Source organism: Thiomicrolovo sp. ZZH C-3 (genome assembly GCF_054862725.1).
On sequence record NZ_JBTKXX010000002.1, the window covers coordinates 256,794 to 274,044 of the forward strand.

15 protein-coding genes are annotated in these 17,251 nt (G+C 61.1%); 11 read left to right on the plus strand and 4 right to left on the minus strand.

Annotated elements, in window-relative coordinates; genetic code table 11:
• The first annotated feature begins 185 nt into the window (after positions 1 to 185).
• Together gltX and ACXWTF_RS09735 are read left to right on the plus strand one after the other, a co-directional pair.
• Positions 186 to 1,574, plus strand: coding sequence for a glutamate--tRNA ligase (gene gltX / locus ACXWTF_RS09730; RefSeq protein ID WP_461714832.1), 1,389 nt, complete (start codon positions 186 to 188; stop codon positions 1,572 to 1,574).
• A 12-nt stretch (positions 1,575 to 1,586) separates the two neighbouring features.
• Positions 1,587 to 2,867 carry a malic enzyme-like NAD(P)-binding protein gene (locus tag ACXWTF_RS09735; RefSeq protein WP_461714801.1) on the plus strand — a complete coding sequence of 427 codons (1,281 nt, stop codon included), beginning with the start codon at positions 1,587 to 1,589 and terminating at the stop codon, positions 2,865 to 2,867.
• 3 nt (positions 2,868 to 2,870) lie between these two features.
• Here ACXWTF_RS09735 and ACXWTF_RS09740 read toward each other — a convergent pair whose 3' ends face one another.
• The 4 genes from ACXWTF_RS09740 to ACXWTF_RS09755 are packed head-to-tail and all read right to left on the minus strand — an operon-like array spanning position 2,871 to position 9,803.
• Positions 2,871 to 6,059, minus strand: coding sequence for an NAD-glutamate dehydrogenase domain-containing protein (locus ACXWTF_RS09740; RefSeq protein ID WP_461714802.1), 3,189 nt, complete (start codon positions 6,057 to 6,059; stop codon positions 2,871 to 2,873).
• Position 6,060: 1 nt separating this feature from the next.
• Positions 6,061 to 8,175 carry an EAL domain-containing protein gene (locus tag ACXWTF_RS09745; RefSeq protein WP_461714803.1) on the minus strand — a complete coding sequence of 705 codons (2,115 nt, stop codon included), beginning with the start codon at positions 8,173 to 8,175 and terminating at the stop codon, positions 6,061 to 6,063.
• Positions 8,172 to 9,098: a cytochrome-c peroxidase gene (locus ACXWTF_RS09750; RefSeq protein ID WP_461714804.1), complete on the minus strand. Its 927-nt coding sequence runs from the start codon at positions 9,096 to 9,098 to the stop codon at positions 8,172 to 8,174. The genes ACXWTF_RS09745 and ACXWTF_RS09750 overlap by 4 nt, the downstream gene beginning before the upstream one ends.
• A 51-nt stretch (positions 9,099 to 9,149) precedes the next feature.
• Positions 9,150 to 9,803: an MqnA/MqnD/SBP family protein gene (locus ACXWTF_RS09755; protein ID WP_461714805.1), complete on the minus strand. Its 654-nt coding sequence runs from the start codon at positions 9,801 to 9,803 to the stop codon at positions 9,150 to 9,152.
• Between the two features lie 109 nt (positions 9,804 to 9,912).
• Here ACXWTF_RS09755 and ACXWTF_RS09760 point away from each other — a divergent pair, with 109 nt between their 5' ends.
• From ACXWTF_RS09760 to ACXWTF_RS09800, 9 genes are all read left to right on the plus strand, one after another.
• Positions 9,913 to 10,134 carry a MoaD/ThiS family protein gene (locus ACXWTF_RS09760; protein ID WP_231019418.1) on the plus strand — a complete coding sequence of 74 codons (222 nt, stop codon included), beginning with the start codon at positions 9,913 to 9,915 and terminating at the stop codon, positions 10,132 to 10,134.
• Positions 10,135 to 10,137: 3 nt separating this feature from the next.
• Positions 10,138 to 10,587 carry a molybdopterin synthase catalytic subunit gene (locus ACXWTF_RS09765; RefSeq protein ID WP_461714806.1) on the plus strand — a complete coding sequence of 150 codons (450 nt, stop codon included), beginning with the start codon at positions 10,138 to 10,140 and terminating at the stop codon, positions 10,585 to 10,587.
• Positions 10,584 to 11,798 (plus strand): molybdopterin molybdotransferase MoeA, encoded by a 1,215-nt coding sequence (locus tag ACXWTF_RS09770; RefSeq protein WP_461714807.1) that lies wholly within the window; start codon positions 10,584 to 10,586, stop codon positions 11,796 to 11,798. The genes ACXWTF_RS09765 and ACXWTF_RS09770 overlap by 4 nt, the downstream gene beginning before the upstream one ends.
• Before the next feature lie 14 nt (positions 11,799 to 11,812).
• The gene (gene rdgB, locus ACXWTF_RS09775; protein ID WP_461714808.1) at positions 11,813 to 12,415 is read left to right on the plus strand and encodes an RdgB/HAM1 family non-canonical purine NTP pyrophosphatase; all 603 of its coding nucleotides are present in this window, start codon (positions 11,813 to 11,815) and stop codon (positions 12,413 to 12,415) included.
• 51 nt (positions 12,416 to 12,466) lie between these two features.
• A complete protein-coding gene (locus ACXWTF_RS09780; protein WP_461714809.1) occupies positions 12,467 to 13,435 on the plus strand; it encodes a KpsF/GutQ family sugar-phosphate isomerase in 969 nt (322 codons plus the stop codon).
• Positions 13,432 to 14,202 carry a pseudouridine synthase gene (locus ACXWTF_RS09785; protein ID WP_461714810.1) on the plus strand — a complete coding sequence of 257 codons (771 nt, stop codon included), beginning with the start codon at positions 13,432 to 13,434 and terminating at the stop codon, positions 14,200 to 14,202. Before ACXWTF_RS09780 ends, ACXWTF_RS09785 begins: the two co-directional genes overlap by 4 nt.
• A complete protein-coding gene (locus ACXWTF_RS09790) occupies positions 14,199 to 14,597 on the plus strand; it encodes a secondary thiamine-phosphate synthase enzyme YjbQ (RefSeq protein ID WP_461714811.1) in 399 nt (132 codons plus the stop codon). The genes ACXWTF_RS09785 and ACXWTF_RS09790 overlap by 4 nt, the downstream gene beginning before the upstream one ends.
• Before the next feature lie 2 nt (positions 14,598 to 14,599).
• The gene (locus ACXWTF_RS09795; RefSeq protein WP_461714812.1) at positions 14,600 to 15,790 is read left to right on the plus strand and encodes a replication-associated recombination protein A; all 1,191 of its coding nucleotides are present in this window, start codon (positions 14,600 to 14,602) and stop codon (positions 15,788 to 15,790) included.
• A gap of 95 nt (positions 15,791 to 15,885) precedes the next feature.
• Complete coding sequence (locus ACXWTF_RS09800; RefSeq protein ID WP_461714813.1) at positions 15,886 to 17,220, plus strand: MFS transporter; 1,335 nt, start codon at positions 15,886 to 15,888, stop codon at positions 17,218 to 17,220.
• Positions 17,221 to 17,251: the final 31 nt, after the last annotated feature.

Below are 17,251 nucleotides of genomic sequence, written 5' to 3' on the forward strand. Positions count from 1 at the left end.
CTCCTGATTGAAAGGCACTATTTTACCCGTTTTAGTTGAATGGACGCTCTCACGGCTTTTTTCGGGACGGCAAAGCCCTTCCTCCCGGCTGCATACCCTTCCGGCACAATCCCCCGCGACTTCACACTTTTCCTACCTCCAATCCGTAATGAGTTATAATGGCGCCAAAAAAAGGCTTGCTTACCATGGTTGTCACCCGCTTCGCCCCCAGTCCGACCGGATACCTGCATATCGGGGGACTGCGTACCGCACTCTTCTCCTGGCTCTGGGCCCGCCGCAACGGCGGGAAATTCGTTCTGCGCATCGAAGACACCGATCAAAGCCGCAACAACGAGGCTGCGGCCCAGGCGATCGTCGATGCTTTCGAATGGATCGGCCTCGAACACGACGGCGAGATCCTCTACCAGTCACAGCGCACGGGTGTCTACCGGATGTATATCGAGCAGCTCCTCCAGGAGGGCAAAGCCTACAAATGCTACATGAGCAAGGAAGAGCTTGACGCCCTGCGTGAAGAACAGCAGGCACGCAAGGAACGCCCGCGCTACGACGGCCGCTACCGCGACTTTACCGGCACGCCGCCCGAAGGCGTCGATCCCGTTATCCGCATCAAGGCCCCGACAGAGGGAACCATTACCGTCTATGACGGCATCAAGGGCGAAGTCACCTTCAACGTTGACGACATCCTCGACGACTTCATCATCGCCCGCGCCGACGGATCGCCGACTTACAACTTCGTCGTCGCCGTCGACGATGCGCTCATGGGTATCAACGAGGTCATCCGCGGGGATGACCACTTCTCCAATACGCCCAAACAGCTCGTTGTCTACGACGCCCTGGGCTTCAAAGCCCCCGCGTTCTACCACGTGCCGATGATCCACAACAGCGAAGGCAAAAAGCTCTCCAAGCGTGACGGCGCAACGGACGTGATGGAGTACAAACGCCTCGGCTACCGGCCTGAAGCCCTGCTCAACTTCCTCGTACGCCTGGGGTGGAGCCACGGCGACCAGGAGATCTTCTCCATGGAGGAGATGAAGAGACTCTTCGATCCGAATACGATCAACAAGTCGGCCTCCATCTACAACACCGAGAAACTCGACTGGCTCAACGCCCACTACATCAAGAACCTCGCCAACGATGCGCTGGCCCACGAGCTGCTCCCCTTCGGCGTCGACCTGCAGGCCCACGACAAGAAAGAGATCCTGCTCGACGCCCTCAAAGAGCGCGCCAAGACGCTGCTCGAACTCGCCGAGATGGTCAAAGAGGTGCTGACCGCGCCGACCGAATACGATGAAAAGGCGTTCAAGAAAGCGGTCAAACCCGACTCGAAAGCGGTCCTGGAAGCCTTCGCCGCGAAGGTCGAAGCCGCTGCCGAGCTTCACCTCCCGACCGACTACCACGCCCTAATGGAGACGGTCGTTGCCGAGATGGAGATCGGTTTCGGCAAGATCGGGATGCCGCTGCGCCTGGCGCTGATGGGCAAACTTGCCGGCCCCGGTGTCGATACCATCATGGCCGCCATCGGCCGGGAAGAGACCCTGGCGCGTATCGCCGGACTGACCGCCCAACTCAACTAAAAGGGAGCTACCATGGCCACCCCGCTTACCAACGAAGAAGCCCTCGCTTACCATGCCGAACCCACCCCGGGAAAACTCGGCATCAGCGTCACCAAATCCTTTAAGAGCCAGCACGACCTCTCCCTGGCCTATACCCCCGGGGTCGCCGTCCCCTGCCTCGCCATTGAGAAGAACCCCGAAGATGCCTACCGTTATACGGCCAAGGCGAACCTGATCGGGGTCGTCTCCAACGGTACAGCGGTGCTCGGTCTGGGCGATATCGGCGCACAGGCCTCCAAGCCCGTGATGGAGGGCAAAGCGGTCCTGTTCAAGAAGTTCAGCGACCTCGACGCCTTCGACATCGAAGTCGATACGAAGGACATCGAGCGCTTCTGCAGCGTCGTCGAGGCGATCGCCCCCACCTTCGGGGGGATCAACCTTGAAGACATCAAGGCCCCCGAGTGCTTCGAGATCGAAAAACGCCTCGCCGCCCGCCTCGACATCCCCGTGATGCACGACGACCAGCACGGCACCGCCGTCATCAGCGCCGCAGGCATCATGAACGCCTGCCGCCTGACGGGGCGCGACATCAAAACCCTGCGCATCGTCATCGTCGGGGCCGGGGCCGCGGCCATCAGCTGCGCCCGCCTCTACCGCTACCTGGGCGTGGAAAACATCATCCTGATCGACTCCAAGGGCGTCGTGCATACGGGACGCAGCGACCTCAATGCCTATAAAACAGAGTTCGCCATCAAGGTCCCCATCAGCCAGAGCGACGCCTTCGAGGGCGCCCACGTCGCCGTCGGCCTTTCGCGCCCGGGTACCTTCAGCACGGACGACGTCAAACGCATGGCCGAGAACCCCGTCGTCTTTACCCTCGCCAACCCCACGCCGGAGATCATGCCGGAACTGGTTCGCGAGGCCCGTCCCGACGCCATCGTCGCCACCGGGCGCAGCGACTTCCCCAACCAGGTCAACAACGTCCTGGGCTTCCCCTTCATCTTCCGCGGGGCCGTTGACGTGCGCGCCAAAGCGATCAATACGGAGATGAAGATCGCCGCCGCCGAAGCGCTGGCACGCCTGGCCCGGACGGAGGTCCCCGCCTACCTGAACGAACTCTACGGCACCGAACTCACCTTCGGCCGTGACTACCTTATTCCCAAACCCTTCGACAAGCGCCTGATCGTCGAGGTCTCCAGCACCGTCGCCGCCGCGGCCATCCATACGGGCGTCGCCCGCGCGGCCGACTTCGATATCGAGGCCTACCGCCGTGAACTCGCCGAGCGTATCTGCGTCGACTGCGAGACGGAATAAACCTTAGATCACCGACGTCATCAGCAGATTGACCAGCAGGGTCACGTCCCGCAGGGAGGGCTTTTGGTTCGCCTCCAGTGCCGCGATCGACTCCAGAATATCCGCAAACGCCTCCTGGTCGTTGGCCAGGAAGTTCTCGAACGCTTCCACCGGCGGTTCGTTAATGCGCTGGAATGCCAGGATACGGTTGGTATAGTGCACGGCAATGTACTCGACGAACTGCAGCAGCTGCCGCCGCAGGTTGAGATCCCGTTCATCTTTGAGATCGAGGGCATTGAGGATATTGATGATCCTCAGGATCGCAAACCGCTCGATCACCAGGTAAAAGAGCGTCGCGACATCGCCGAAGGAGTGTTTGCTCTGCTCTTTGGTCACGATGACCGCCACCGCAAAGCGCAGATACTCCAGCACGTCGAAGAAACGGTTAAAGGTCTCGTTCCCCTCGATCAGCATCCGCGGCTGTTTGGGCTTGATCTTCGAGAGCATCTCAAAGAGCTCCTCCCGGTGCTCGATAAAATGAAGCGCATCGATCGATTCGACATCGACGTATTTGACCATCCAGCGCGTGGCGAAATTGAGCACGTGCTCGATCTGGTCCAGCAGGGCATACTGCTGGCGTACCGGCATCGTATAGTCCGAGCGGAAGATCGTATGCCGGATGTCGTTCGCGCCGAAAAGGGCGTTGCAGATCAGGTAGGCGCGTATCTTCATCAAGAAGCGCGCTTTCCCCAGGCGCCGGAAATCCTGAACGAAAGAGACCCCCTGGTTGTTGATGACCATATCGGCGATCATCGTCGCGATGATCTGCGGACGCAGCGGGTGGTGGCGGATCTCTTCCTCATAGGCGCTGACGAAGGCCTTGGGGAAATATTTGTACAGATAGCGCTGGGCGAACTGCTCATCGATCAGTGACGTATCGATGATCAGCTGCTTGATGAAGATCTTCGCATAAGAGAGCAGCGACCCCAGGATCGGCCGGACGATGCCCCCTTCGACGGAGAGTACCTCGAAAATATTCTCTTTTTTCGGGATGTAAAAGTCACGGCGGTTAAAGACCGGGTTCTCCTCGGCGATGATATCGATGGCTTCTTGGAAATCCTCCAGGTACATCCGGCTGAGCTGCTCGTCGCGGGAGATCGCGAGGGCCTGGCGGTAGCAGCTCCAGAGCACGCTGTTCTCCACCTGTTCGCTATGGCGCCCGAGCACCTCCGTACGGCTCTGCTGATCCAGCAGCCCCTTTCGACTGAGTGACTGCAGCAGGATCTTGATATTGACCTCGTGGTCTGAGGTGTCGACCCCGCCGGCGTTGTCGATGCCGTCAAGGTTGATCTTGCCGCCGCCCAGGGCATACTCAATGCGGGCGCGCTGGGTAAACCCGAGGTTGCCCCCTTCGCAGACGGCGAAACAGCGCAACTGCGCCGCGTTGACCCGCACCGACTCGTTCTGTTTGTCCCCCAGCTCCAGGTCGCTCTCCTCCGAGTGCTTCACATAGGTACCGACCCCGCCGTTGAAAAGCAGATCGACTTTCAGACACAACAGCGCCCGTGCCAGCTCCTCCCCGCTCATGGTGTGTACCTGGGTCTGGAGCATCCGCCGTATCTCGTCGCTGAGCACGATCGCCTTCTCGCTGCGCTCCCAGACCCCGCCCCCGGCCGAGATCAGCTCCTTGTTATACGCCCCCCAGCTTCCGTCTTTGGAGGCAAAGAGCCGTTTGCGCTCCTCGAACGCCTCCTGCGGCGAGGGGTTGGGGTCGACGAAGATCTCCCGGTGGGAGATTGCCCCGAGCAGTTTGAACGCCCGCGAGAGCAGCATCCCGTTCCCGAAAACATCGCCGTTCATCGACCCGATGCCGACGACGCTGATGGGGTCGTTGTAGAGGTCGATGCCACGCTCGAGGAAGAAGCGCTGCGTCGAACGCATCGCCCCCTTGGCCGTGATCCCGATCGCCTTGTGATCGTAGCCGTTGCTTCCCCCGCTGGCAAAGGCGTCCCCGAGCCAGAAGTCCCGTTTGAGCGCGATGCCGTTGGCCGTATCGCTCATCGCCGCCGTGCCCTTGTCCGCCGCCACGACGAAGTAGCTGTCTTCGCCGTCATAGGCGACGATGCGGCTGTCATGCGCCGTCTCGCCCCCCTCGACGTTGTCGACCAGGTCCAGCAGATTTTCGATGAAGGCGCTGTAAATAGCCGTGAAAAGCTCCTTGGTGATCTCGCTGCGCGGCCGGTCGATGACAAAGCCGCCTTTGGCGCCGTCGGGGATGATAATGGCGTTTTTACCCTCCTGGGTCACCATCAAAGAGCGCACCTCGGTGCGGTAGTCGTCATAGCGCTCGCTCCAGCGGAGCCCCCCGCGGCTGACGCTGCCCATGCGCAGGTGCACGCCCCGGAAATCACGATGGTAGACAAAGGCCTCGATACGCGGCTGGATCCCGCGAAGGTGCTCGGCGAACTTCGTCATATCAAGTTTGAACGCGATCGCCTCGCGTTCCAGGTAGTAGTTCGTCCGGCACATGGCGCCGAGCATCGCGAAGAGGAGTTTCAGTATCCGGTCGTCCATGATGTCGGGTACCGCCTTGATCGCCTCGGCGATGATTCCCTCTATTTCCGTGCTTTTCTGGGCCCGTGTTTTGACCTCCGGGTTGAACCGCGCCGCGAAATAGTGCAGCAGCATGGCCGAGAGCTCATCGTACCGCGTCACCGTGTGCAGGATCGTCTCGAAATTGATCGACGGCACCGCCTGGTTGATATACTCGATAAACGAACGCAGCAGTGTCACCTGCCGCAGGCTCAGGTTCTGCTTGTAGACCAGCGAATAGATGCGGCAGCTGCTGAAGGTCCGCCCCAGCAGCGAATCCGTGATGACTGTCTCGATGTTCGTTTTGGCCCGGGAGAACGCCTCCGTGTCATCCACCTGCAGGTTGAAACGGCAGACATGGACCGGCTTCCCTTCCGGTTCGACCGTATAGGTGACCTCATCCACCACCACGAAGGCGAAATCATGCAGGATCGGGGTAATGTCGGAGAGCAGCAGCTGCTCCCGGGAAAAGAGCCGTACGGCGGCCTTGCCCGCGGCAAGTGTGATCTGTGTAACAATAGAGGTCTGCCGCAGTGCGGTGAGCAGATCGTCCCCTATCTCCAGGTCTTGGGGGTGCAGCAGCTGCGAACAGACTGCACCGAGCTGGCTTTCCGGGCTCATGTTAACTCCTTGAAATGCATGTAACTCCCCCCGGTGACGGTGCGGGATGACCGTAGTAGTATCCCTGTCCGTACTCGACCCCCATCCCACGCAGTACGGCGATGGTCGCTTCGTCCTCGACGAATTCCGCAACGATCTCGAAGCCGAGCTGCTTGGCGAACCGGACGATCGTCTTGACGGTGTGCTGGGTCATTTCGTCGGCGACGACCTTGGTGATCAGCGAACCGTCGATCTTCAGAATGTCGATATCCAGCTCCATCAGGTAGGCGAAGTTGGAGTAGCCGACGCCGAAATCGTCGATAGCGACACGGCAGCCGTACGCCTTGACCCGTTCGATAAACGTTTTAACCGATGCCAGGTCGTCAAGTTCTTCGCTCTCCAGCAGTTCGATATCCAGGCGGCCGGCACGCTCTTTATAGGTCTCCAGCAGGGAGAGCAGCATCGATACCATCTTTTCGTCGGCCAGGTCACGCATGCCGAGGTTGATGGAGAAACGGGTGTCATACCCCTCCATCGCCTCGAAGACCTTCTGCACCATCACGGCGGTGATCCGGCGGTAGTAGGGGGTCTGCATCGCTGTTTTCAAAAAGACCGCCGGGCCGATGATGGCACCGTCGCTTCCCACCATCCGCACCAGGGCTTCATACTTGGCAACCTCGCCGCTCTGCAGCTGTACGATGGGCTGGAACCACGGCACGATAGCATCGCGGTCAAGGGCTCTTTTGAGCTCATGGGCCGTAGCGATGTTCCTGGCCACCTGCTCTTTGAGATGCAGCGCCTCGGAGAAGAACAGCACCCCCTCGCTGTGGCGCGCCTTGTCATACTTGAGGATCAGGTCCGCATTCTCCAGCAGCGGGGCCACACCGTTGACCGCGACGGAAACGGTCAGGTAGACCTCGATATCGTCCACGAAGAAGGTGTATCCCTCGATGCTTTTTTTCAGCATCACCCCCATCTGCCGCGCACGTTCGGCGTCGATCCCCTGGAGCACCACGCCGAACTCGTCCCCTCCCAGGCGGAAGTAGTGGGGGCGGTAGGGCTCCAGGACCGGCTGGCGGATCAGCAGGCCGATCTCTTTGAGGATCGCGTTGCCGGCGGCACTGCCGTAAAAGTCGTTGACATGCTTGAAACGGTCCAGGTTGAGCAGCAGCAGATACGGAGATTCGAACTCCGCCTGCAGCTGTTCGAAGCGGCTGCGGCTGAGCAGGCCGGTCAGCTGGTCGTGGCTGATCGCATGGCGCAGCTCCCCCTCGAGCTCCCGCAGACGGCGGTTTTCGTTCCCGGCACGGATCAGCAGGCCCATGACCAGTATCAGGGCCGTCAGGAAAAGTACCGCGAGGATGGTGACGAAACGGTCGAGCATCTCGTAATCCCGCTTCGCCTCGTCAAGGAAGTTCGTCTCCAGCTCCACGATCCGCCGATCGAGGTCGAAGGTCTCGATACGGTTCACGTTCTGCACGAACCCCGGGTAGTTCCCTGCGATGTAGTGTACGTGCAGGATAAAGCTCCGGATCAGGGCCGCCTGCTCCTTGGACATACCCGAAAGATACCCCAGCGGTTCCACCTCCCGGTTCAGGTCCCCGAGGAAGGTGGCATCGAAGAGGATCCGTGCCTGGGAGACCTCTGCAATGATGGAGAGGATCCGTGCATAGGTCACGGGGTCCTGCTCGAACATCTTCACCTTATCTGCCGAAAGCGAAGTGATGTAAACAAAGGAGTTCTTGATCCCCGCGTTGAGCATCATAAAATCGTCAAGCATCAACTCGTACCGGTTCAGCGCTTCGCCGAGGCGTACCAAAGAGCGGTAGCTCTGGCGGTAGGCATCCCGCTGCAGGAACGCATTCTTCCGCAACGCCTCATACTCCTGCTTCACCGTATCGAGATCCCCCGTGATTTCATCCTGGTTGGAGTAGGCGAAAAGCGAACTGCGCAGGATCGCGTAGTTGAGCCGGTGGTAATTGCGGTCGATCGTGTGGAAATGGCCGCGGACCTCCCGGAAGTTATACTCGACATGGCGCTGGGAGAGGTAGAAATAGATCAGGAGCGAAAACGACCCCACCCCGGCGGCCAGCGCCAGGAAGGGTTTCCAGCCGATCTGCCGGAGCAGCGCACTCATCGGAGCACTTCCGGACGTTCACCGGTCAGCGTTTTGAGGAACGCCACGATCGCCTGGACATCCTTGTCGCTCAGTTCGACCCCCAGGTTGTGGTAGCTCATCTTCTGGACCGCGTCGGTCAGGGTCTTGGAGGAAGCGTCGTGGAAATAGGGTGCGGTCAGGGCAATGTTGCGCAGCGTCGGGACCTTGTAGACATTCACGTGGCGGCGTTTGTTCGTAATGGCATGCAGGTCCGGGGCCGCTTCGTCATGTTCGTAGGGAACGAAAAGCCCCATCTTCTGGAAGGAGTTCCCCCCGATGTTGATCCCGTTATGGCAGGTGATGCAGCCGTAGGCCTTGAACCGCTGGTACCCCTCCAGCTCGAGCGGGGTCATGGAGGCTTCCCCCCGCAAGAAGCGATCGAAGGGGCTGTCGGGCGTTACCAGTGCTTTTTCAAACTCGACGATGGCATCGATCACCTGCTCATAGGTGACCCCCTCACCCCCGTAAACGGCGGCAAATGCTTTGACATAATCGGGATCGGCATTCAGGCGCCGCGCAACCGTGCCGCTCTCCATGCCCATCTCGACAGGGTTGTGGATCGGCCCGCTGGCCTGTTCCGTGAGCGATGCCGCACGCCCGTTCCAGAACTGCTTGAAGTTGTAGCGGGCGTTATACACCGTCGGGGACTGGACGTTGCCCGTTTTCCCCCCGACTCCGATGGAGACCGGGCGGGGATCCGCACCCCCGTAATTGAAACTGTGGCAGGTGGCGCAGGCCACCGTTTTGTCGCTGGAAAGCAGGGTCTCGCTGAAGAGCTGCCGCCCCAGCGCCGCCTTGGCGTGATCGTACGTCACATACCTGGGCAGCGGTTCAATGGGTTCCTGTCCCATTGCGAGCGGAGCAAAAGCCGATAAAACGATCACTGCGAGCCAATATTTCATTAGGTCGAGTATAGCATAAGCGCACCCCGCTTTTTCAAACGGAACGCGCGATCAACGCCCCTTTTCGGCGAGACGCCAGAAAAGGCGGAGACTGCGGTGGGCACGGTGGTCCATACGGTAGTGGATCCCCTCCAGGTAGGCAAGGATATCCTGGGGCCGGACACCGGTACGCACGGAAGCGCGCTTGAGCAGGTACTGCGGGATCTTCTGGCGGCGGCGGGCAAAAGCGCGGGCGAGCTGCTGCAACTGCTTTGCATGTGACTGGTAGCTCAGCAGCCCGAAGACAAACGGGAGGCCGTGGCGTTTGTGCCACTCTTCGGCCAGGTCCAGCGCCTCGACGCCCTCCAGGTAGGCCCGCAGCGCGGGGTCGCCGATGATGACCCTCCCCTCGAGTCCCAGGACCCGGGTCAGGGCGTTGGAGGTCTCCGAGGCCGTATCCGTCTGGGGGCTTTCAGAGGGGATCAACAAGACGCTCTGCACGGGGCCGTCGGCGATGATCCCGAGGTTCAGATGTTTTTGCCCCTTGGCCCGGATACTGGAGATGAACGCCGCATCGATCTTGCGCGCCCGGTAGGCACGGTTGATGGCGGAGGGCACGTTCGCCCCGTGACGCAGCATCATCTGCGACTGCGATGAACGCAGGTAACGCTTCATAAAGACGTGAAACGGCAGCAGATTCAGATATTCGATCCGGCCAAAACGCATAGTCCCTCCTGAAATAAAGCTAACAATTATACGGCGCCTCCTCTGAAATAACCCGTCCTCAACTCCGCTTTGTTATAATCACGGACTTGTTTTCATAAGGATTACCACTATGGTTCGTATCGAATTCCTTGGGCCGATCAACAAACCGGCCATCGAAATGGAAGCCGCCACCCTCGCCGACGTCGCCAAGGCCCTGCGCGAGGACGCCGAACTCGCCCCCTGGCTGGAGAACAGCGCCGTCGCTGTCAACGACACCCTCGTTGCCGGCCTCGAGACGCCACTGAAATCCGGGGACAAAGTCTCCCTGCTTCCGCCGGTCTGCGGAGGCTGAGGCGTGCTGGAACTCTTTGACGGGGCACTCGACGTGCCCGCACTGCTGACACGCTGGTACGAAGAGGAGGCGCAGAGCAACTACGGCGCCTACATCCCCTTTGTCGGGACCGTTCGCGACGAGAACGGCATCGAGGGGCTGAGCTTCGACATCTACGAACCGATCCTGGGCAGCTGGTTCGATGCCTGGCAGGAAAAAGCCGCCGAACGGGGCGCCGTCGTGAAGATGGCCCACAGCCGCGGCGACGTTCTCCTGCACGAATCCTCCTACATTGCCGCCGTCTTCTCCCCCAAACGCCGCGTGGCCCTGGAGATGATCGAGGCGTTCGTGGAGGATTTCAAAGCCAGCGCCCCTATCTGGAAATACGACCTCGTAAACGGTGAACGCGTCTACGCCGACGACCGCTCCACGGCGATCAAAGGCAGCGGGCTGCTGGCCGGGGGTGAGTCATGAGTTTCCTCTCCTATACCGAATCCGTCGACCGCCTGCTCTCCCTCGACACCGGCCGCGTCCGCGTCGAGAAGGTCGCCCTACCCGATGCGCTGGGCCGCATCCTCGCCGAGCATATCGTCGCCGACGAGGACTACCCCCGCCACCCGACGGCTTCCATGGACGGCTACGCCATCGTGGCCGCCGACCAGAGTCAAGGGACGATCGCCCTGGCCCGCAGCGACAACCCCGCGGGAAGTGACGACCGCGAAGCCGTCCGCAGCGGCATGGCCGTCAAAACGTTCACGGGCGCCAAAATGCCCGAGGGTGCCGACACCCTGATCCCCATCGAAAACGTCACGGTCGACAACGGTGCCATCCGCATCGACACCCCCGTCCGCGAAGGCTTCAGCGTCCGTCCCGTCGGCGAGAGCTACTTCAAAGGCGAGATCCTCATCCCCGCCGGTACGGCCATCGGTTATGCCGAGATCGGGGTGATGGCGGGACTGAACCGCGTGATGATCCCCGTCGCCCGCCGCCCCCGCGTCGGCGTCCTCTCCACCGGCAGCGAAATCCTCGACCTGGGTGAACGCGAACGCACCGATTCGCAGATCCGCAGTTCCAACAACTACACCCTTGCCGCCCTGGCCCAAAGCGCCGGCGCCGAGGTCGTCCAGCTCGGCACCGCCGAAGATGACCGCGACAGCATCACGGCCGCCTTTGAGAACGCCCTTGCCTGCAGCGACATCGTCGTCAGCACCGGCGGCGTCAGTGTCGGTGACTACGACTTCGTCAAAGACGTCGTCCCCGCGCTGGGAGCGACCGTGATCTACAAAGGGGTCCGAATCAAACCGGGGCAGCATGTCATGGTCGCCCAGCGCGGCAGCCAGTTCATCCTGGCCCTGCCGGGCTTCGCCTACTCGTCCACGGTCACCTTTATCCTCTACGCGCTGCCGCTGATCCGAAAGATGCTCGGACGCGACCCCGGCCACGCCATCGTCGAAGCGACCCTGGCCGAGCCCTTCAACAAGCGCTCGAACAAGAGCGAATTCACGACCTGCAACCTCCGCCTGAGCGAAGGGCGCTACCTCGTGGATTTCGAAGAGAAGAAAACGGCCTCCTCCGCGGTACTGACCAACATGCTCGGCAACGCCGCACTGATGATCACTGATGAGAGCGACGGCCCGCTCGAAGCCGGAACCGTCGTCCGGGTGATCCGGCTCGACCGGCTGTAATGATGGGAGAGAAGATGCAGCTCGTACTCGCCACCTCCAACAAAGGCAAGATCCGGGAGATCGCCCAGCTCTGCGACAGCTTCGACGTCGTCGCTTTCAGCGACCTCATCGACCTCGGCGAGATCGTCGAGGACGGCGACACCTTCGCCGCCAACGCGATGATCAAGGCGCGCACCGTCTATGACGCCCTGAACGACCCCGACGCCATCGTCCTCTCCGACGACAGCGGCATCAGCGTCGCAGCCCTGGACAACGCCCCGGGTATCTACAGCGCCCGCTACGCCGGCAAAGGCGCGACGGACAAAGACAACCTCAACAAGCTCGTCGACGCCCTCAAGGCCAAGGGACTCACGGAGTCCCCCGCCTTCTACACCGCCGCCATCAGCATCGTCTGCCGCGAAGGCGAGTACACCGTCCACGGCTGGATGCACGGGAAGGTCATCGACACCCCCCGCGGCGACGGCGGCTTCGGGTACGACCCGATGTTCATCCCCCAGGGTTACGAGCAGACCCTGGGCGAACTGGACGGCGAGATCAAGAAGCGCATCTCCCACCGTTCCAAGGCCCTCGGCCTCGCCAAGGTCGTCCTGGCCACCATCCGCAAGGCGCGCCACTAGCGCCTGCCACATCATCCCAGCCTTAACGACATTTCAGTTATAATCTTACCTATGAAACAAAACTATATTCCCGTAGCACGCGAGGTGCTTGTCATCGAGGCCGAGACCCTTCAGATGGCCTCGGACGCCCTCGACGAGAGCATCAACCTCGCCGTCAACCTCATCCTCGAAACCCGCGGCAAACTGATCGTGACGGGGGTGGGAAAATCGGGCCTGATCGGCGCCAAAATCGCCGCCACCATGGCCTCGACGGGAACCCCGAGCTTCTTCCTCCACCCCACCGAAGCCCTGCACGGCGACCTGGGCATGATCGGCAAGGAGGATGCCGTCCTTGCGATCAGCTACAGCGGCGAAAGCGAGGAGCTCAGCTCCATCCTGCCGCACATCAAACGGTTCGACATTCCGCTCATCGGCCTGACGCGCAGCGCCGAATCGACGCTGGGGCGCTACAGCGACGTCCTCGTGCCTATCCGCGTCGAACGCGAAGCCTGCCCCCTCGGCGTCGCCCCGACGAGCTCGACGACCCTGACCCTGGCCGTCGGCGACGCCCTGGCCGTCTGCCTGATGAAAGCGCGGGACTTCCAGAAGGAGGATTTCGCCTCCTTCCACCCCGGCGGCAGCCTCGGCCGGAAGCTCTTCGTCAAGGTCGCGGACGTCATGCGCAAGGAGCAGCTGCCCGTCACCGACGAGAACACCCCGCTCAAAGAGGCCATCGTCACCATGAGCGAGGGGCGGCTGGGCGCCGTGCTGCTGACCGGCAGCGACGGCACACTCCACGGCCTGCTGACCGACGGGGACCTCCGCCGCGCCCTGATGAAGCCCGGCTTTGACATCAATGCCCCGGCGAAAACCTATGCCACCCCCGAACCGCGGACCGTCAGAGAGAGCGAAATGCTCGCCAGCGATGCGCTGGTACTGATGGAAGAGAAAAAGATCCAGCTGCTTATCGTCACCGATACGGCCGGCCATATCCACGGCGTGCTCCACCTGCACGACCTCGTTGAAAAGGGGATCGCATGACGCGTCTCAACAAATTCATCTCCCACCACTCCACCTATTCGCGCCGCGAGGCCGACCGCGCCATCCAGGACGGGTATGTCCGCATCAACGGCGAGGTCGTCACCAACCCCGCCACCCAGGTCGACGAAAAGAGCGACGAGGTCTACATCAGCGGGAAAAAAGTCAGTACCGTCGAGAAGATGACCGTCATCGTCTACAACAAACCCCGCGGCGAACTCGTCACCAAAAAAGACCCCCAGGGGCGCCGTACCATCTACGACACCCTGGAGAAACCGTACAAGCACTTTATCCCCGTCGGGCGGCTTGACTACGCCACCGAAGGGCTGCTGCTGCTGACCGACAGCCCCCGTGTCGCTTCCGTGCTGATGCACTCCGCGCTGGAGCGGGTCTACAAGGTCAAGATCAAAGGGCCCGTGACCGAAGCGATGGAGGAGGCGATGCGGGAAGGGATGCACCTTGACGACGCCTCGGCAGGTGCGCACGCCAAAAACGATATCGAGGCGATGACCTTCGCGCCTTTCTACGCCTACCAGGTCCAGAAGAACCGCCACGACTACTCCATCCTCAAGATCGCCATCGGCGAGGGGAAAAACCGCGAGATCCGCCGCTTCTTCGCCCACTTCGGCGCCGAAGTCGCCGACCTGAAGCGACTGGCCTACGGCGGGATCGAACTCAACAACCTGCCGACAGGGAAAACCCGCTTCCTTTCGCGCAGCGAGTATGCCAGCCTGCGCGACTTCATCAAAGAAGAGGAGAAGAAACAGTGAAAACATTGACACTCACCACCAAAAGCAAAACGGAGATCACCGACATCACCGACGACGTCAGGGAAGCCGTCATCACTTCGGGGGTCAAAGAGGGCATCTGTGTCATCTTTACCCCGCACACGACGACAGGTATTCTGCTCTCCGAGAACGTCGACCCGCGGCTGCAGCGCGACCTGCTGGGATCGCTCGCGCGGATCGCGCCGGACAACGTCCGTTACGCCCACGGCGGCGGCAATGCCGCGGCCCATATCAAGTCGGCACGTACGGGGGTCAGCGTGACTATCCCCGTCGTCGGCGGCCGCCCGCTGCTGGGCGAATGGCAGGGGGTACTCTTCGCCGAGTTCGACGGGCCGCGCGAAGCGCGCGAAGTCATGATCAAGATCATCGCCGGCTAGGGATGGATTTCACCGCGCTGCTCCGCCCCGACTCCTTCGACGCCCTGCTGGGGCAGCCGCACCTGAGCGCGCCGGACGCACCGCTGCGGACCCTCTGCGAAAAAAACGCACTGGGCCACACCTTCTTCTACGGTCCCCCCGGCACGGGGAAGACCTCTATCGCCCGCATCATCGCCAAGGTAATGGACCTTCCCTTTTACGAATTCAACGCGACCTCGCTGAAGATCGAACAGCTGCGCAAGATCTTCGACCAGTACAAAAACGCGCTGACAAGACCGCTGCTCTTTATCGACGAGGTGCACCGCCTGGCCAAGAACCAGCAGGAGGTTCTGCTGCCTGTTATGGAGACTAACAGCGTGTTAGTCATCGGTGCATCGACGGAAAACCCCTACTTTTCGCTGACGGCGGCGATGCGCTCGCGCTCCATGCTGTTTGAGCTCAAACCCGTGGACGAAACCGCGATGGCGACGATCCTGGAGAAGGCGGTGGCACAGTCGGGATGCACCATCGAGGAGGATGCCCGCGACTACCTGATCCGCACCAGCGGCGGTGACGCCCGGGCGATGCTGAAACTGCTGGAGTTCGCCCTGGCGATCCGCAGCGATGTCGACCGTGACCTGTTGCAGAGCCTGCGCCCGGCAGCCCAGAGCCGGGGCAGCGCCGAAGCGACGGAGCATTATGACCTCGCCTCGGCCCTGATCAAGTCGATCCGAGGCTCCGACCCCGACGCCGCCGTCTACTACCTCGCGCGCCTCATCGAAGGGGGCGAACCGCCCGAGTTCATCGCCCGCCGTCTCGTTATCCTGGCCAGCGAAGACGTCGGCAACGCCAACCCCCAGGCGCTGACGCTCTGCACCTCCGCCATGACCTCCGTCAAGCAGATCGGCTATCCCGAAGCGCGGATCATCCTCGCCCAGGCCGTCATCTACCTCTGCGCCTCCCCCAAATCCAACAGCGCCTACAACGCGATCAACGCCGCCCAGCAGGCGATCAGGAACGGCGTCCTGCTTGATCCCCCGCCGACAATCAAACAGTTCAACGAACACTACCTCTACCCCCACGACTACGGCGGCTGGGTACCGCAGGAGTACCTCACCGAACCCCTGCACTTCGTCGACTTCAAGCCGATCGGCTATGAGCAGAAGATGGGGGAGTGGCTTCGCAAAATACGCGGGGATGAAGCACCAGCTTAAACGAACAATAAACCCCCCTGTTGTCCCCAAAGTAAACACACGCCCTAAGTATTTCTTCTTATAATACTGGGATTTTTTCCGTCCAAGGATGCTTGATGAAAACCATCATGAAGAAAACCCTTCCCCTGAGTATGATCATCGGCCTGCGCTTTTTCGGGCTCTTTATCGTCCTCTCCGTGCTGTCGCAATATGCCCTGGAACTGCCGGGCGGTACGCCCTTCCTCGCCGGGGTCGCCCTGGGGGGCTACGCCCTGACCCAGGCCTTCTTGCAGGTCCCCTTCGGGGCGATGAGCGACAAACTCGGCCGTAAAAAGACGATCCTCGTCGGTCTGCTCATCTTTGCCGCAGGTTCCGTGATCGCCGCCCTGGCGGACAACGTCTACTGGCTCCTTTTCGGCCGTTTCCTGCAGGGTGCGGGCGCCATCGGCTCCGTCGTCACCGCAATGATCGCCGACCAGGTCCGTGAAGACGAACGCGCCCACGCCATGGCCGTCATGGGGATGGTCATCGCGATGAGTTTCGCCGCTTCCATGATCATCGGGCCGCTCGTCGCCGGTGTCTGGTCCGTCTCCACCCTCTTCTGGCTGACAGCGATCCTCTCCGTCACGGCCCTCGTCATCCTCTTTACCGCCGTACCGGAACCGCCGCAGATCGTCCACCACTACAGTGAGGACGAGGCGCAGATCAAGCACGTGTTCAAGGACAAGGAACTGGTGCGCATGTACATCACCTTCCTCTTCCACAGCTCGACGATGGCGATCGCCTTCTTCCTCATTCCGATCATCATGAAACAGCAGTTTGAAATGAGCACGATGGAGTTCTGGAAAGTCTACCTCCCCGCCGTCGTTTTCGGGATCCTCGCGATGGGGCCGGCGGCCGTCTTCGGTGAAAAATACGCCAAGGGCAAGCAGATCTTCCTCATCTCCATCGGCTTCATTATCGTCGCCTTCGCGCTGATGGGCTTCACAACCTCTTTCTGGGCCTTCGCCGTCGGTGCCGTCTTCTTCTTTATCGGCTTCAACATGTTCGAGCCGCTGCTCCAGAGCTTCGTCAGCAAGTTCGCCAAGGTGCACCAGAAGGGGGCGGCGCTGGGCGTCGCCAACACCTTCGCCTACATCGGCATCTTTATCGGCGGTGCCCTGGGCGGGGCGCTCTACCAGCACTACTCCAAAGAGGGGGTCGCCCTCTTCGTCATGGGGGCGTCGGTGCTCTGGTTCCTCTGGATCCTCGGCATGCGCAACCCGGGGCTTCGCGCAACCGTTTTCCTCGATTTCGAATCCTACGACAAGGCAAAAGTGCCGTCACTCAAAGGGATGGAAGGGATCTCCGACTTCTACGTCAACGAGACCGAAAGCCTCATCATCATCAAGTACGACGCCGAACTCCTCACCGAAGAGGGGCTCAAAACCCTCATGCTCAAAGCGGCCTGACGCCGCGCGGCATCCGCACTCCACTCCCGTA

Bases quoted from the DNA above. Each gene is read 5' to 3' on its own strand.
- gltX (WP_461714832.1), top strand. From the start codon at position 186: ATGGTTGTCACCCGCTTCGCCCCCAGTCCGACCGGATACCTGCATATC.
- ACXWTF_RS09735 (WP_461714801.1), top strand. From the start codon at position 1,587: ATGGCCACCCCGCTTACCAACGAAGAAGCCCTCGCTTACCATGCCGAA.
- ACXWTF_RS09740 (WP_461714802.1), bottom strand. From the start codon at position 6,059: ATGAGCCCGGAAAGCCAGCTCGGTGCAGTCTGTTCGCAGCTGCTGCAC.
- ACXWTF_RS09745 (WP_461714803.1), bottom strand. From the start codon at position 8,175: ATGAGTGCGCTGCTCCGGCAGATCGGCTGGAAACCCTTCCTGGCGCTG.
- ACXWTF_RS09750 (WP_461714804.1), bottom strand. From the start codon at position 9,098: ATGAAATATTGGCTCGCAGTGATCGTTTTATCGGCTTTTGCTCCGCTC.
- ACXWTF_RS09755 (WP_461714805.1), bottom strand. From the start codon at position 9,803: ATGCGTTTTGGCCGGATCGAATATCTGAATCTGCTGCCGTTTCACGTC.
- ACXWTF_RS09760 (WP_231019418.1), top strand. From the start codon at position 9,913: ATGGTTCGTATCGAATTCCTTGGGCCGATCAACAAACCGGCCATCGAA.
- ACXWTF_RS09770 (WP_461714807.1), top strand. From the start codon at position 10,584: ATGAGTTTCCTCTCCTATACCGAATCCGTCGACCGCCTGCTCTCCCTC.
- rdgB (WP_461714808.1), top strand. From the start codon at position 11,813: ATGCAGCTCGTACTCGCCACCTCCAACAAAGGCAAGATCCGGGAGATC.
- ACXWTF_RS09780 (WP_461714809.1), top strand. From the start codon at position 12,467: ATGAAACAAAACTATATTCCCGTAGCACGCGAGGTGCTTGTCATCGAG.
- ACXWTF_RS09785 (WP_461714810.1), top strand. From the start codon at position 13,432: ATGACGCGTCTCAACAAATTCATCTCCCACCACTCCACCTATTCGCGC.
- ACXWTF_RS09795 (WP_461714812.1), top strand. From the start codon at position 14,600: ATGGATTTCACCGCGCTGCTCCGCCCCGACTCCTTCGACGCCCTGCTG.
- ACXWTF_RS09800 (WP_461714813.1), top strand. From the start codon at position 15,886: ATGAAAACCATCATGAAGAAAACCCTTCCCCTGAGTATGATCATCGGC.